Source organism: Streptomyces megasporus, assembly GCF_000718985.1.
GTDB classification, from domain to species: Bacteria; Actinomycetota; Actinomycetes; order Streptomycetales; family Streptomycetaceae; genus Streptomyces; species Streptomyces megasporus.
This window is the reverse complement of the sequence record NZ_JODL01000005.1, coordinates 179,033-193,018: the sequence shown is the minus strand read 5'-3', so window position 1 is coordinate 193,018 and position 13,986 is coordinate 179,033. Positions and strand designations below refer to the sequence as shown.

The following is a 13,986-nucleotide window of genomic DNA, read 5'->3' as shown; positions in this document are numbered from 1 at the left end:
GCCAGGGCAGGAAACGAAGGCACGGCCGGACGGGAGGTGCGCCGAATGCTCAGTGAACGCAGACTCGAGGTCTTGCGCGCCATCGTCCAGGACTACGTCGGCACACAGGAGCCGGTGGGCTCCAAGGCCCTGACCGAGCGGCACAACCTCAAGGTCTCCCCGGCCACCGTGCGCAACGACATGGCGGCCCTGGAGGACGAGGGCTACATCGCCCAGCCGCACACCAGCGCGGGGCGTATCCCGACGGACAAGGGGTACCGCCTGTTCGTGGACAAACTGGCGGGCGTCAAGCCGCTGTCCAAGCCCGAACGGCGGGCGATCCAGAACTTCCTGGAGGGGGCCGTCGACCTCGACGACGTCGTCAGCCGCACCGTGCGGCTGCTGGCCCAGCTCACCCGACAGGTCGCCATCGTCCAGTACCCGTCGTTGACCCGCTCGACCGTGCGCCACGTCGAACTGCTGCTGCTCGCGCCCACACGCCTGATGCTCGTGCTGATCACGGACACCGGGCGGGTCGAGCAGCGCGTCGTGGACTGTCCTGCCCCCCTCACCGAGACGACGCTGGCGGACCTGCGTGCCCGGCTCAACAGCCGGGTGGTCGGCGAGCGCTTCTCCGAGGTGCCCAGGTTGGTGCAGGATCTGCCGGAGTCCTTCGAGCAGGGCGACCGCGGCACGATCTCGACCGTGCTGGCGACCCTGCTGGAGACCTTGGTGGAGGAACCCGAGGAGCGGCTGATGATCGGCGGCACCGCCAATCTCACCCGCTTCGTCCACGATTTCCCCCTGACCATCCGACCCGTGCTGGAGGCGCTGGAGGAGCAGGTCGTGCTCCTCAAGCTGCTGGGGGAGGCCAAGGATTCGAGCATGACGGTACGCATCGGGCACGAGAATGCCCACGAGGGGCTGACCTCCACGTCGGTCGTCTCGGTCGGTTACGGTTCGGGCAACGAGGCGGTTGCCAAGCTCGGTGTGGTCGGACCGACCCGCATGGACTACCCCGGAACGATGGGAGCGGTACGCGCAGTGGCACGTTACGTCGGACAGATCCTCGCGGAGTCGTAAGTGGCGACGGACTACTACGCGGTCCTGGGCGTGCAGCGCGATGCCTCGCAGGACGAGATCAAGAAGGCATTCCGGCGGCTCGCGCGCGAGCTGCACCCGGACGTGAACCCCGATCCGAAGACGCAGGAGCGGTTCAAGGAGATCAACACCGCCTACGAGGTGCTCTCCGACCCGCAGAAGAAACAGATGTACGACCTCGGCGGCGACCCCATGGGCGGCGCCGGGGCGCGGGGCGGAGCCGGAGCCGGCTTCGGCGCCGGGTTCGGGAACTTCTCCGACATCATGGACGCCTTCTTCGGCACCGCCTCGCAGCGCGGGCCGAGGTCCCGCACGAGGCGCGGTCAGGACGCGATGATCCGGCTCGACATCGAGCTGGACGAGGCCGCCTTCGGCACCACCAAGGACATCCAGGTCGACACCGCCGTCGTCTGCAAGACGTGCAGCGGCGAGGGCGCGGCCCCGGGCACGTCGGTGCAGACCTGCGACATGTGCCGTGGCCGCGGTGAGGTCTCGCAGGTCACCCGGTCCTTCCTGGGCCAGGTCATGACCTCGCGTCCCTGCCCGCAGTGCCACGGGTTCGGCACGATCGTGCCCACCCCCTGCCCGGAGTGCGCCGGCGACGGCCGTGTGCGGTCGCGGCGCAACCTGACGGTGAAGATCCCGGCCGGCGTCGACAACGGCACCCGCATCCAGCTCGCCGGCGAGGGCGAGGTCGGCCCGGGCGGCGGCCCGGCGGGCGACCTGTACGTGGAGATCCACGAGGTCCCGCACCCGGTCTTCCAACGCCGTGGGGACGACCTGCACTGCACGGTCACCATCCCCATGACGGCGGCGGCACTGGGCACGAAGGTCCCGCTGGAGACGCTGGACGGCATGGAGGAGGTCGACATCCGCCCCGGCACCCAGTCCGGCCAGTCCATCCCGCTCCACCAGCGCGGTGTGACGCACCTGCGCGGCGGGGGCCGCGGCGACCTGGTCGTCCACGTCGAGGTGCAGACCCCGACCAAGCTGGACCAGGAGCAGGAGGAGCTGCTGCGCCGCCTGGCCAAACTGCGGGGCGAGGAACGGCCGACGGGCCAGTTCCAGCCGGGGCAGCAGGGTCTGTTCTCTCGGTTGAAGGACGCGTTCAACGGGCGTTGAGGGGTTCTGTCGGCCGGGGGTTCGGGGGTTGTCCCCCGATGGGCGCGGCCGACCGGGGCGGGGCGTCCGTCCCGGCGAGGCGTGACAGGATGCGGTCATGTCCTCCGTGTCGACCACGCTCCTGTCCCGGATCGAACACCCCGTCGTGCAGGCCCCCATGGCCGGGGGCGCGTCCCGCCCCGAGCTGGCCGCCGCCGTCTGCGAGGCGGGCGGGCTGGGCTTCCTCGCCGCCGGATACAAGACCCCGGAGGCGATGCGCGAGGAGATCCGACGGCTGCGGACGCTGACCGACCGCCCCTTCGGCGTCAACCTCTTCATGCCGCAGGAGCTCGACGGCGACTCGCGGGCCGCCGTCGCGGCCTACCGCGAGCGGCTCGCGGACGAGTTCGCCCGGTACGGCGTCGAGCCGGGCGACCCCGAGCGGGGCGGCGACGACGGGTACGACGCCAAGCTGGCGATCCTGCTGGAGGAGCCCGTTCCGCTGGTCTCCTTCACCTTCGGCTGCCCGTCGCGCCGGGTCCTGGCGGAACTGGCCGGGGCGGGCACCGCCACCGTGGTCACCGTCACCTCGGTCGCCGAGGCCCGGGCCGCCGAGGAGGCGGGGGCGGACGCGTTGTGCGTCCAGGGCGTCGAGGCGGGGGGCCACCAGGGCACACACCACGACGACCCCCTCTCGGACCCGGCCTCGAACGGCGCCGGGCTCGGCCTGCTCACCCTGCTGGAGCAGGTGCGGGAGGCCGTGTCGCTCCCGCTGATCGCCGCGGGCGGGCTGATGCGCGGCGGGCAGATCGCCGCAGTGCTGGCCGCGGGCGCGGTCGCCGCGCAGCTCGGCACGGCGTTCCTGGCCTGCCCCGAGTCGGGCGCCCACGAGTTGCACAAGCGGGCGCTGACCGACCCGGCGTTCCCCCGCACCGAGCTGACCCGTGCCTTCTCCGGCCGCCCCGCACGTGGCCTGGTCAACCGCTTCATGGCCGAGCACGGCCCCCAGGCCCCCGCCGCGTACCCGCTGGTGCACCACCTCGCGTCCCCCCTGCGCGGGGCCGCCGCGGCGGCCGGGGACCCGCAGGCCATGGCGCTGTGGGCGGGACAGGGGCACCGGCTGACGCGCGCCCTGCCCGCCGGGGAGCTGGTCGGGCTGCTGGCCGACGAGCTGGCGGCGGCCCGCGACGCGTTCGTCCCGGGGAGGGCGGCGTGACCGCCCCCGTCTTCGTCGCCGACTCCCTCGCCGGAGCGTCCCCCGGCACCACGCTGACCCTGGACGGTCCCGAGGGCCGGCACGCCGTCGCGGTGCGGCGGCTGCGGGTGGGCGAGGAGATCGTCCTCACCGACGGCGCGGGCGCCGGGGCCTTCGGCACCGTCACGGCCGTCGAGGGCAAGGAGCGGCTGGAGGTCTCCGTCGCCGAGGTGCGTGCCGAGCCGGAACCGAATCCCCGGATCACCGTCGTCCAGGCACTGCCCAAGGGCGACCGCGGCGAGCTGGCCGTGGAGACGATGACCGAGACGGGCGTGGACGCGATCGTGCCGTGGTCGGCCGCGCGCTGCGTGACGCAGTGGCGGGGCGAGCGCGGGGCCAAGGCGCTGCGCAAGTGGCGCACGACGGCGCGCGAGGCGGGCAAGCAGTCCCGCCGGCTGCGCTTCCCGGAGATCGCCGAGCCGGTCGACACCCGCCGGCTCCTCCCGCTGCTCGCCTCGGCCGCCTTCGTCGCCGTCCTCCACGAGGAGGGCGCCGAGCCGCTGGCCACGGCCGACCTGCCCACGGCCGGCGAACTGGTGCTGGTCGTCGGCCCGGAGGGCGGGATCGCCCCGGAGGAGCTGGACGCCTTCGCCGAGGTCGGGGCGCGGCCCTACCGCCTGGGCCCGAGCGTGCTGCGCACCTCCACGGCGGGGACGGCCGCGGCGGCGCTGCTGCTGGGACGCACCGGCCGCTGGTCCTGAGCGGTGTCCTCACGGCCCGGTCCGGGGCCGGAGCGGGTACGATCCGCTGCGTACCGACGGATCAAGCCCATCCACAGCGGGAGGCGCCACCGTGGCGGGAGAATCACAGGCCGACTGCCTGTTCTGCAAGATCGTCGCGGGTGACGTCCCGGCGACCGTCGTCCGCGAGTCGGAGACGACGCTCGCCTTCCGGGACATAAACCCCCAGGCACCCACCCACGTGCTGGTGATCCCCAAGGCGCACTACCCCGACGCCGCGTCGCTGGCCGCCGGCGCCCCGGAACTGGCCGCCGACGTGCTGCGCGAGGCGGGCGAGGTCGCCGCGCAGGAGAAGATCGCCGCCGAGGAGGGCGTGCCCAGCAAGGGGTACCGCATCGTCTTCAACACCGGCGCGGGCGCCGGGCAGACCGTCTGGCACGCCCACGCCCACGTGCTCGGCGGACGCGGTCTGAACTGGCCGCCCGGATAAGGGCCGGTCCTTGTCCGTGCGCGAACTGGTCGTGTTGGGCACCGCCAGCCAGGTGCCCACACGACACCGCAACCACAACGGCTACGTCCTGCGCTGGGACGGCGAGGGCCTCCTCTTCGACCCCGGCGAGGGCACCCAGCGCCAGATGCTCCGCGCGGGCGTGGCCGCGCACGACCTCACCCGGCTGTGCGTGACGCACTTCCACGGCGACCACTCGCTCGGCCTGGCCGGTGTGATCCAGCGCATCAACCTCGACCGGGTGCCGCACCCGGTCACGGCGCACTACCCGGCGAGCGGCCGGCGCTTCTTCGACCGACTGCGGTACGCCACGGCCTACCGCGAGACGGTCGACCTGCGCGAGGAGCCGGTCTCCGGGGACGGCGGCACGCTGGCCGTCACCGACGCGTTCACCCTGCTCGCGCGGAGGCTGTCCCACCCGGTGGAGTCCTACGGCTACCGCCTGGTCGAGCCCGACGGACGGCGGATGCTGCCCGAGCGGCTCGCCGCCCACGGCATCACCGGCCCCGACGTCGGCCGGCTCCGGCGGGAGGGCGAACTGCGCGGCGTCACCCTCGACCAGGTGAGCGAGCCCAGGCCGGGCCAGCGCTTCGCGTTCGTCATGGACACCCGGCTGTGCGACGGCGTGTACGAGCTCGCCGAGGGCTGCGACATGCTGGTCATCGAGTCCACCTTCCTGGACGGGGAGGCGGACCAGGCCGAGGAGTACGGTCACCTCACCGCCGGCCAGGCCGCGTCCGTCGCGGTGGAGGCGGGGGTGCGGCACCTGGTCCTCACGCACTTCTCGCAGCGCTACGACGACCCGGCCGAGTTCGCCCGGCAGGCGCGGGCGGCGGGGTTCGCCGGGGAGCTGACCGTGGCCGAGGACCTGACGCGGGTGCCGGTGCCCCGGCGACGGTGACCGCCTCCCGTCCCACGCGCCGGCGGACCGGGGCGCGCGGCGAACGCGCGACCGGTCCCGCCGCACCGCGCCGGTGGACGAACCCCACGCTCCCTCCGCGGCGCGCCCGTCGTCGGGCACACTGGGCCGCATGCTCGACCCGCTCGCCGCTCGCCGCGCTCCCGACGACCCGCCCTGCGACGTCTACCTGACCGGAACCGTCTTCCTGGACATCGTCTTCACGGGCCTGGACTCCGCGCCGGTGCGCGGCACCGAGTCCTGGGCGAAGGGCATGGGATCGAGCCCCGGCGGCGTCGCCAACATGGCCACCGCCCTGGCCCGGCTCGGCCTGCGCACCTGGCTCGCCGCCGCCTTCGGGGACGACATGTACGGCGACTACTGTCGGGAGGCCCTGGAACAGGGCGAGGGCATCGACCTGTCGCTGTCGCACACCGTGCCCGGCTGGCACTCCCCGGTCACCGTCTCGATGGCCTACGAGGGCGAGCGGACGATGGTCTCCCACGGGCACGAGGCCCCGCCGCCGGAGGAACCCGCGCCCGACGTGCCGCCCCTCTCCCGCGCCTGCGTCGTCTCCCTGCGACCGGGCGTCCGGCAGGAGTGGGTCGAGACGGCGGCCCGCCGCGGCAGCCGGATCTTCGCCGACGTGGGGTGGGACGAGAGCGGACGCTGGGACCCGAACGACCTCACCGACCTGCGGCACTGCGAGGCGTTCCTGCCCAACGCCGAGGAGGCGATGCGCTACACCCGCACCGACTGCCCCCGCGCCGCCGCCCACAAGCTCGCCGACACGGTGCCGCTGGCCGTGGTCACCCTCGGCTCGGAGGGCGCCTACGCGGTGGACGGCGGCACCGGGGAGACGGCCGAGGTGCCCGCCATCGCCGTGGAGGCGCTCGATCCCACCGGCGCCGGGGACGTGTTCACGGCCGGTTTCGTCACCGGCACCCTGGCCGGTTGGCCGCTCGCCGACCGGCTCGCGTTCGCGGGCCTGACCGCCGCCCTGTCGGTGCAGGAGTTCGGCGGCTCGCTGTCGGCCCCCGGCTGGGCCGAGGTGGCCGCGTGGTGGCAGCACGTCCGCTCCTTCGACGACCAGGACCGCCGGGCCCTGCGCCGCTACTCCTTCCTGGACGACCTGCTGCCCGGCGTCGCCCGGCCCTGGCCGCTGCGCCGGGCCGTGCCGACCATCGGGTTCCGCAGGGTGTGAGGGGACGCCCCTCGGGGCCGGAAGGGGGCCGGAAGGGGGCCGGAAGGGAGCAGGAAGGGGGCCGTGAGGAGACGGTGGGCCGGCCCGCGGGCGGCGGGGTGAGGCAATTCCCCCTACGGGCCTGTCGGCCGCACGGCGTACCCTGGGACCCGAAGCGGACGGCAGCGACAGAGAGGGACGCGCAGGCCACAGTGCCGGCCCATGACTCAGACACAGACAGACCAGGCACGGTCGAACCACACGAGTGCCCACTTCACGGTTCCGGCCAAGCACCCCATGGTGACGGTGCTCGGCTCCGGCGATTCCCTCCTCCGCGTGATCGAGGGCGCCTTCCCGTCGACCGACATCCACGTTCGCGGGAACGAGATCAGCGCCACGGGCGACGCGGCGGAGGTCGCTCTCATCCAGCGGCTCTTCGACGAGATGATGCTGGTGCTGCGCACCGGCCAACCGTTGACCGAGGACGCGGTGGAGCGCTCGATCGCCATGCTCCGCGACGCGGGGGAGGGGGCCCAGGCGGAGACGCCGGCCGAGGTCCTCACCCAGAACATCCTGTCCAACCGCGGTCGCACGATCCGTCCCAAGACGCTCAACCAGAAGCGCTACGTGGACGCGATCGACAAGCACACCGTCGTGTTCGGCATCGGCCCCGCCGGCACGGGCAAGACGTACCTGGCGATGGCCAAGGCCGTGCAGGCCCTGCAGTCCAAGCAGGTCACCCGCATCATCCTGACCCGTCCCGCGGTCGAGGCGGGAGAGCGGCTGGGCTTCCTGCCGGGCACCCTCTACGAGAAGATCGACCCGTACCTGCGTCCGCTGTACGACGCGCTGCACGACATGCTCGACCCCGACTCCATCCCGCGCCTGATGGCCGCCGGGACGATCGAGGTCGCGCCGCTGGCGTACATGCGCGGCAGGACGCTCAACGACGCGTTCATCATCCTCGACGAGGCGCAGAACACGAATCCCGAGCAGATGAAGATGTTCCTCACCCGGCTCGGTTTCGATTCCAAGATCGTGGTCACCGGTGACATCACGCAGGTGGACCTGCCGGGTGGCACGAAGAGCGGTCTGCGCCAGGTCCAGGAGATCCTCGAAGGCGTGGAGGACGTCCACTTCGCGCGGCTCACCAGCACCGACGTCGTCCGCCACAGGCTGGTCGGCCGTATCGTCGACGCCTACGACCGCTACGACGACCTCAACGGCACGACCAACGGCAGCGACCGCGGAAAAAAGTAACGGCGCGGAAAGTAACGGAGAGCGTCCAGCCCCCCATGTCGATCGACGTCAACAACGAGTCCGGGCGGGAGATCGACGAGCGCGCGATCCTCGACATCGCCCGCTACGCCCTCGCCCGGATGCGCATCCATCCCCTCTCGGAGCTGTCGGTGATCGCCGTCGACACCGCCGCCATGGAGCAGCTCCACCGGCAGTGGATGGACCTTCCCGGCCCCACCGACGTGATGTCCTTCCCCATGGACGAGCTGCGTCCGCCCACGAAGGACGACGACGAGCCGCCGCAGGGTCTGCTCGGCGACATCGTCCTCTGCCCGGACGTCGCCGAGAAGCAGGGCGCGGAGGCCCCCACGAGGCACTCCATGGACGAGGAGCTCCAACTCCTCACCGTCCACGGTGTGCTGCACCTGCTCGGGTACGACCACGAGACCCCCGCCGAGCGGGCCGAGATGTTCGGCCTCCAGGCGGCGATCGTCGACGGCTGGCGCGCCGAACACGGCCTGACCGGGCCCTCGCCGGCCCCCACCACGACGTGAGCGCCCAACTGATCGTCGCGGCGGTCGTCCTGGTCGGCGTCGCCTGGCTCGCGGCCTGTGCCGAGGCGGGCCTGGCCAGCACCACCAGCTACCGAGCCGAGGAGGCCGTGCGGTCCGGACGGCGCGGCAGCGCCAGACTGGCCGCCGTCGCCGCCGAACCCACCCGCTACCTCAATCTGGCGCTGCTGCTGCGCGTCGCCGCCGAGATGGGGGCCGGGGTGCTGGTCACCTACGGCTTCCTCCACGCCTTCGGCGAGACCTGGCAGGCCCTGGCCGCCGCCATCGCCGTGATGGTGCTCGTCTCCTACGTCGCGGTCGGCGTCTCGCCGCGCACCATCGGCCGTCAGCACCCGCTGAACACCGCCACGGCCGCCGCGTACGTCCTGCTGCCGCTCGCCCGAGTGCTGGGCCCGCTGCCGCAGTTGCTGATCCTCCTGGGCAACGCCCTCACCCCGGGCAAGGGCTTCCGCAGGGGCCCGTTCGCCACCGAGGCCGAACTGCGGGCGATGGTGGACCTGGCCGGCCGCGAGTCGCTGATCGAGGACGAGGAGCGCCGGATGGTGCACTCCGTCTTCGAGCTGGGCGACACCCTGGTGCGCGAGGTGATGGTGCCGCGCACCGAAGTGGTCTCCATCGAGCGCTTCAAGACCGTCCGCCAGGCCCTCACCCTGGCCCTGCGCTCGGGTTTCTCCCGCATCCCGGTGATGGGGGAGAGCGAGGACGACGTGGTCGGCATCGTCTACCTCAAGGACCTCGCGCGGAGGGTCCACATCAACCGCGAGGCCGAGACCGAGCCGGTCTCCACGGCGATGCGGCCCGCCGTCTTCGTCCCGGACACCAAGAACGCCGGCGACCTGCTGCGCGAGATGCAGCGGGACCACAACCACGTCGCGGTCGTCATCGACGAGTACGGCGGCACGGCCGGGATCGTCACCATCGAGGACATCCTGGAGGAGATCGTCGGCGAGATCACCGACGAGTACGACCGGGAGCTGCCCCCGGTGGAGGACCTCGGCGGGGGCCGCCACCGCGTCACCGCCCGCCTCGACCTCGGCGACCTGGGCGAGCTGTACGGCCTGGACCTGGAGGACGAGGACGTGGAGACGGTCGGCGGTCTGCTGGCCAAGCTGCTGGGCCGGGTCCCGATCGCGGGCGCCACGGCCGTCGTGGACGTCTCCGAGGCCCGCGCCGACCGCGACGCCGATCCGACGCTGGAGAGCCTGCGGCTGACCGCGGAGTCCCCGGCGGGACGCCGCAACCGCATCGTCACGGTCCTGGTCGAGCCGGTCCGCGCCGCCGTCCCCGAGCGGGAGGACGAACCTGCCGCGGGGGGCGGCGGCTGACCGTGCCGGCGTCCGGACTCCCGCCCCCCGCCGCGCGGGGAGCACATATGCTCGGCCCCATGAGCGAAGCCGCCGAGCTGGACCCCGAAGACCGCAAGATCATCACCCTCGCCCGCAGCGCGCGGGCCCGCAACGGCGTGCCCGAGGGGGCGGCCGTACGGGACGAGACCGGGCGCACCTATGTGGCCGGGACCGTGGCGCTGCGGTCGCTCAAGCTCAGCGCCCTGCAGACGGCGGTCGCCATGGCGGTGGCGTCCGGGGCCAAGTCCCTGGAGGCCGCCGCCGTGGTCTCCGAGGCGCCCGCCGTGCCCTCCGCGGACCTCGCCGCCGTCCACGACCTGGGCGGACCGGCCACCCCGGTGCTGCTCGCCGGGCCCGACGGCGCGCTGCGCTCCTCGGTCACCGCGGGCTGAGCCGCCGCCGTACGGCGTTCACCCCGCCCCCGGGGTGAACGCCGTACGCCCGACCCCTCGGCGGCCTCCGGCCGGGAACGCCCGGGGCGATCTGGTCCGAGTCGCTCCGCCGATCGGGGAGAATGGCCCTCATGAGCGACCGTTCCCCCTCCTCCCGGCCCACCCCGCCGGCGGAGTCCGCGCCGCACCGCGCGGGTTTCGCCTGTTTCGTCGGCCGCCCCAACGCGGGCAAGTCCACCCTCACCAACGCCCTGGTGGGGACGAAGGTCGCGATCACCTCCAACCGTCCCCAGACCACCCGCCACACCGTCCGGGGCATCGTCCACCGTCCCGACGCCCAACTGGTGCTCGTGGACACCCCCGGCCTCCACAAGCCGCGCACCCTGCTGGGCGAGCGGCTCAACGACGTCGTGCGCACCACCTGGGCCGAGGTCGACGTGATCGGCTTCTGCCTGCCCGCCGACCAGAAGATCGGCCCCGGCGACCGGTTCATCGCCAAGGAGCTGGCGACGCTCAGGCGCACCCCCAAGGTGGCGATCGTCACCAAGACCGACCTGGTGGACTCCCAGGCCCTGGCCGAGCAACTCGTCGCCGTGGACCGGCTCGGCAAGGAGTTGGGCATCGAGTGGGCCGAGATCGTGCCCGTCTCGGCCACCGCGGGCACACAGGTGGGGCTGCTGGCCGACCTGCTCGTCCCCCTCCTCCCCGAGGGCCCCGCGCTGTACCCGGACGGCGACCTCACCGACGAGCCCGAGCAGGTCATGGTCGCCGAGCTGATCCGCGAGGCCGCGCTGGAGGGCGTGCGCGACGAACTGCCGCACTCCATCGCCGTCGTGGTCGAGGAGATGCTGCCGCGCGAGGGCCGCCCGGCGGACCGTCCGCTGCTGGACATCCACGCCAACCTCTTCATCGAGCGGCCCAGCCAGAAGGGCATCGTCATCGGTCCGGGCGGCAGCCGGCTGAAGGAGGTCGGCACCAAGTCCCGCAAGCACATCGAGGCTCTCCTGGGCACGCCCGTCTTCCTCGACATCCACGTCAAGGTCGCCAAGGACTGGCAGCGCGACCCCAAGCAACTGCGCAGACTGGGCTTCTGACCCGAGGTCTCCCGGCCGGTGCGCGGCGGGCGCGCGCCGACCGGTCCTCTCTGTGACTTCTCGCATACTGATACGCGCCGCCGTATGCGAGCGCCCGTCGGTTATGTTTGAGAGGTCATGCGTTTTGGGCTGCTTCTCCTTAGCTGCCGCGGCGAGGGCCTGTAGACATACGGCCGACCCCCTCACCGCGGAGTTCGGTGTTGCCGTCGTCGGCCACCCCCGAAGCCCCCTCACTCCGCGATCAGGAGACGAAGCCCACCATGAGCGATTCCCCTTCCCGCATCGGCCGTCCCACGCCCATCACCGCGGCGACCGTCACCCAGAAGCCGTCGGGAATGCCGATCCACAAGTACCGCGGCTACGAGGCCGTGGAACTGCCCGACCGCACCTGGCCCGACAAGCGCATCACCAAAGCCCCCCGCTGGCTGTCCACCGACCTGCGCGACGGCAACCAGGCCCTGATCGACCCGATGTCGCCCGCCCGCAAGCGCGCGATGTTCGACCTGCTGGTCCGCATGGGCTACAAGGAGATCGAGGTCGGCTTCCCCTCCTCGGGCCAGACCGACTACGACTTCGTGCGCTCCATCATCGAAGAGGGCGCCATCCCCGAGGACGTGACGATCTCCGTCCTGACCCAGGCCCGCGAGGAACTGATCGAGCGGACGGTGCAGTCCCTGGAGGGCGCCCCCCGCGCCACCGTCCACCTGTACAACGCCACCGCGCCCGTCTTCCGCCGCGTGGTCTTCCGGGGCAGCCGGGAGGACGTGAAGCAGATCGCCGTGGACGGCACCCGCCTGGTGATGGAGTACGCGGAGAAGATCCTGGGCGACGACACCGTCTTCGGCTACCAGTACAGCCCGGAGATCTTCACCGACACCGAGCTGGACTTCGCCCTGGAGGTCTGCGAGTCCGTCATGGACGTCTGGCAGCCCGAGGACGGCCGCGAGATCATCCTCAACCTGCCGGCCACCGTCGAGCGCTCCACGCCCTCCACCCACGCCGACCGCTTCGAGTGGATGTCGCGGAACCTGTCCCGCCGCGAGTTCGTCTGCCTGTCCACCCACCCCCACAACGACCGCGGCACCGCCGTGGCCGCCGCCGAGCTGGCGGTCATGGCCGGCGCGGACCGCGTCGAGGGCTGCCTGTTCGGGCAGGGCGAGCGCACCGGCAACGTGGACCTGGTCACCCTGGGGATGAACCTGTTCAGCCAGGGCGTCGACCCGCAGATCGACTTCAGCCAGATCGACGAGATCCGTCGCACGGCCGAGTACTGCAACCAGATGGAGGTCCACCCGCGCCACCCGTACGCGGGCGACCTCGTCTACACGGCCTTCTCCGGCTCCCACCAGGACGCCATCAAGAAGGGCTTCGAGGCGCTGGAGGCCACCGCCGCCGAGCAGGGCAGGACGGTGGACGAGATCGAGTGGGCGGTGCCCTACCTGCCCATCGACCCCAAGGACGTCGGCCGCTCCTACGAGGCCGTCATCCGCGTCAACTCCCAGTCCGGCAAGGGCGGCGTCGCCTACGTGCTGAAGAACGAGCACAAGCTGGACCTGCCGCGCCGGATGCAGATCGAGTTCTCCAAGATCATCCAGGCGAAGACCGACGCCGAGGGCGGCGAGGTCACCCCGGGCCAGATCTGGGACATCTTCCGGGACGAGTACCTGCCCAACCCGGAGAACCCCTGGGGCCGCATCCAGGTCAGGAACGGGCAGACCACGACCGAGACCGACGGCGTGGACACCCTCACCGTCGAGGCCACCGTGGACGGCGCCGAGACCGTGCTGACCGGCACCGGCAACGGACCGATCTCCGCCTTCTTCGACGCGCTGGAGAAGATCGGCGTCGACGCCCGACTGCTGGACTACCAGGAGCACACGATGAGCGAGGGCGCCTCCGCGCAGGCCGCCTCGTACATCGAGTGCGCCATCGACGGCAAGGTGCTGTGGGGCATCGGCATCGACCCCAACACCACCCGCGCCTCGCTGAAGGCCATCGTCTCCGCCGTCAACCGCGCCTACCGCTGACGGACGCGGCGCCCACCCGGAAAGCGGCCCCGCCGAACCGTTCGGTTCGGCGGGGCCGCCCGCCTTCCGGCGGAAGACCGCACGGAGGTCGCGGCCCGCCGCCGAAACCAATCGCTCACGGAGCACCGTCGGACATGGCGTCCCGCCGTGCCCGACGGACCTCTCTGACGGTGAAAGCACCCGCCGCGGCCGTCGCCATGAGCGGCAGGACCGGAAGCAGCACCGCGATGCCCCAGGAAACGAAGCCCGTGTCCACGGCCTCATGGCTGCCCCACGGCGTCCGCGCGACCCGAATGACCTCTCCCCTGTGGCCCTCGTACCGGACCTCCACGATGTGCGTCGCCGCAATGTCCAACCGGGGACCGCTGCATACGGAGTAACTTCCACCGCGTCCCCCGGTTTCGACGTGACACTCCGCGATCCAGACCTGTACGGCGTTTCCCAGCAGGTCCAGCCGGGCGAGACCGTCGAACACCGCGAACGCCGTCGCCGCGGCGCACAGCAGGGTGAGCGCGCTGTAACCGACGATCGCGAGTCCCCGCCCTTTTGTCATAGACACAGCATGCCGGTGCCCCGATCGGTCGGGAAGCCAGGGAAGCTCACCCGAGCGG

14 protein-coding genes are annotated in these 13,986 nt (G+C 72.2%); 13 read left to right on the top strand and 1 reads right to left on the bottom strand.

Annotated features, from left to right (window positions below; genetic code table 11):
* Positions 1-45 precede the first annotated feature (45 nt).
* From hrcA to leuA, 13 genes are all read left to right on the top strand, one after another.
* Positions 46-1,062 (top strand): heat-inducible transcriptional repressor HrcA, encoded by a 1,017-nt coding sequence (gene hrcA / locus IF47_RS0106990; protein WP_031507432.1) that lies wholly within the window; start codon positions 46-48, stop codon positions 1,060-1,062.
* Positions 1,063-2,202: a molecular chaperone DnaJ gene (gene dnaJ / locus IF47_RS0106985; RefSeq protein ID WP_031507431.1), complete on the top strand. Its 1,140-nt coding sequence runs from the start codon at positions 1,063-1,065 to the stop codon at positions 2,200-2,202. It begins immediately after the preceding gene.
* Between the two features lie 97 nt (positions 2,203-2,299).
* Positions 2,300-3,397 (top strand): nitronate monooxygenase, encoded by a 1,098-nt coding sequence (locus IF47_RS0106980; protein WP_106982511.1) that lies wholly within the window; start codon positions 2,300-2,302, stop codon positions 3,395-3,397.
* Positions 3,394-4,137 (top strand): 16S rRNA (uracil(1498)-N(3))-methyltransferase, encoded by a 744-nt coding sequence (locus tag IF47_RS0106975; RefSeq protein WP_031507429.1) that lies wholly within the window; start codon positions 3,394-3,396, stop codon positions 4,135-4,137. Before IF47_RS0106980 ends, IF47_RS0106975 begins: the two co-directional genes overlap by 4 nt.
* Positions 4,138-4,228: 91 nt before the next feature.
* Positions 4,229-4,606, top strand: a complete 378-nt coding sequence (locus IF47_RS0106970; protein WP_031507428.1) for a histidine triad nucleotide-binding protein — start codon at positions 4,229-4,231, stop codon at positions 4,604-4,606.
* Between the two features lie 10 nt (positions 4,607-4,616).
* Entirely contained in the window at positions 4,617-5,525 is a 909-nt protein-coding gene (locus tag IF47_RS0106965) for a ribonuclease Z (RefSeq protein ID WP_031507427.1), read from the top strand.
* A gap of 130 nt (positions 5,526-5,655) precedes the next feature.
* Positions 5,656-6,726, top strand: coding sequence for a carbohydrate kinase family protein (locus IF47_RS0106960; RefSeq protein WP_031507426.1), 1,071 nt, complete (start codon positions 5,656-5,658; stop codon positions 6,724-6,726).
* 201 nt (positions 6,727-6,927) lie between these two features.
* Positions 6,928-7,965 (top strand): PhoH family protein, encoded by a 1,038-nt coding sequence (locus IF47_RS0106955; protein ID WP_031507425.1) that lies wholly within the window; start codon positions 6,928-6,930, stop codon positions 7,963-7,965.
* Positions 7,966-8,000: 35 nt separating this feature from the next.
* Positions 8,001-8,498 carry an rRNA maturation RNase YbeY gene (gene ybeY / locus IF47_RS0106950; protein ID WP_031507424.1) on the top strand — a complete coding sequence of 166 codons (498 nt, stop codon included), beginning with the start codon at positions 8,001-8,003 and terminating at the stop codon, positions 8,496-8,498.
* Positions 8,495-9,841, top strand: coding sequence for a hemolysin family protein (locus tag IF47_RS0106945; protein ID WP_031507423.1), 1,347 nt, complete (start codon positions 8,495-8,497; stop codon positions 9,839-9,841). Before ybeY ends, IF47_RS0106945 begins: the two co-directional genes overlap by 4 nt.
* A 59-nt stretch (positions 9,842-9,900) precedes the next feature.
* Positions 9,901-10,254 carry a cytidine/deoxycytidylate deaminase family protein gene (locus IF47_RS0106940; RefSeq protein WP_031507422.1) on the top strand — a complete coding sequence of 118 codons (354 nt, stop codon included), beginning with the start codon at positions 9,901-9,903 and terminating at the stop codon, positions 10,252-10,254.
* A 122-nt stretch (positions 10,255-10,376) separates the two neighbouring features.
* Positions 10,377-11,348: a GTPase Era gene (gene era, locus IF47_RS0106935; protein WP_031507421.1), complete on the top strand. Its 972-nt coding sequence runs from the start codon at positions 10,377-10,379 to the stop codon at positions 11,346-11,348.
* A gap of 260 nt (positions 11,349-11,608) precedes the next feature.
* The gene (gene leuA, locus IF47_RS0106930) at positions 11,609-13,375 is read left to right on the top strand and encodes a 2-isopropylmalate synthase (RefSeq protein ID WP_031507420.1); all 1,767 of its coding nucleotides are present in this window, start codon (positions 11,609-11,611) and stop codon (positions 13,373-13,375) included.
* Between the two features lie 115 nt (positions 13,376-13,490).
* Here the strand turns inward: leuA and IF47_RS0106925 are convergent, their stop codons facing one another.
* A complete protein-coding gene (locus tag IF47_RS0106925; RefSeq protein WP_031507419.1) occupies positions 13,491-13,928 on the bottom strand; it encodes a hypothetical protein in 438 nt (145 codons plus the stop codon).
* Positions 13,929-13,986 lie beyond the last annotated feature (58 nt).

What these genes read in the sequence shown, in the direction of transcription:
- hrcA (WP_031507432.1), top strand. Translation starts at nt 46, where the DNA reads ATGCTCAGTGAACGCAGACTCGAGGTCTTGCGCGCCATCGTCCAGGAC.
- IF47_RS0106980 (WP_106982511.1), top strand. Translation starts at nt 2,300, where the DNA reads ATGTCCTCCGTGTCGACCACGCTCCTGTCCCGGATCGAACACCCCGTC.
- IF47_RS0106960 (WP_031507426.1), top strand. Translation starts at nt 5,656, where the DNA reads ATGCTCGACCCGCTCGCCGCTCGCCGCGCTCCCGACGACCCGCCCTGC.
- IF47_RS0106955 (WP_031507425.1), top strand. Translation starts at nt 6,928, where the DNA reads ATGACTCAGACACAGACAGACCAGGCACGGTCGAACCACACGAGTGCC.
- ybeY (WP_031507424.1), top strand. Translation starts at nt 8,001, where the DNA reads ATGTCGATCGACGTCAACAACGAGTCCGGGCGGGAGATCGACGAGCGC.
- IF47_RS0106940 (WP_031507422.1), top strand. Translation starts at nt 9,901, where the DNA reads ATGAGCGAAGCCGCCGAGCTGGACCCCGAAGACCGCAAGATCATCACC.
- era (WP_031507421.1), top strand. Translation starts at nt 10,377, where the DNA reads ATGGCCCTCATGAGCGACCGTTCCCCCTCCTCCCGGCCCACCCCGCCG.
- leuA (WP_031507420.1), top strand. Translation starts at nt 11,609, where the DNA reads ATGAGCGATTCCCCTTCCCGCATCGGCCGTCCCACGCCCATCACCGCG.
- IF47_RS0106925 (WP_031507419.1), bottom strand. Translation starts at nt 13,928, where the DNA reads ATGACAAAAGGGCGGGGACTCGCGATCGTCGGTTACAGCGCGCTCACC.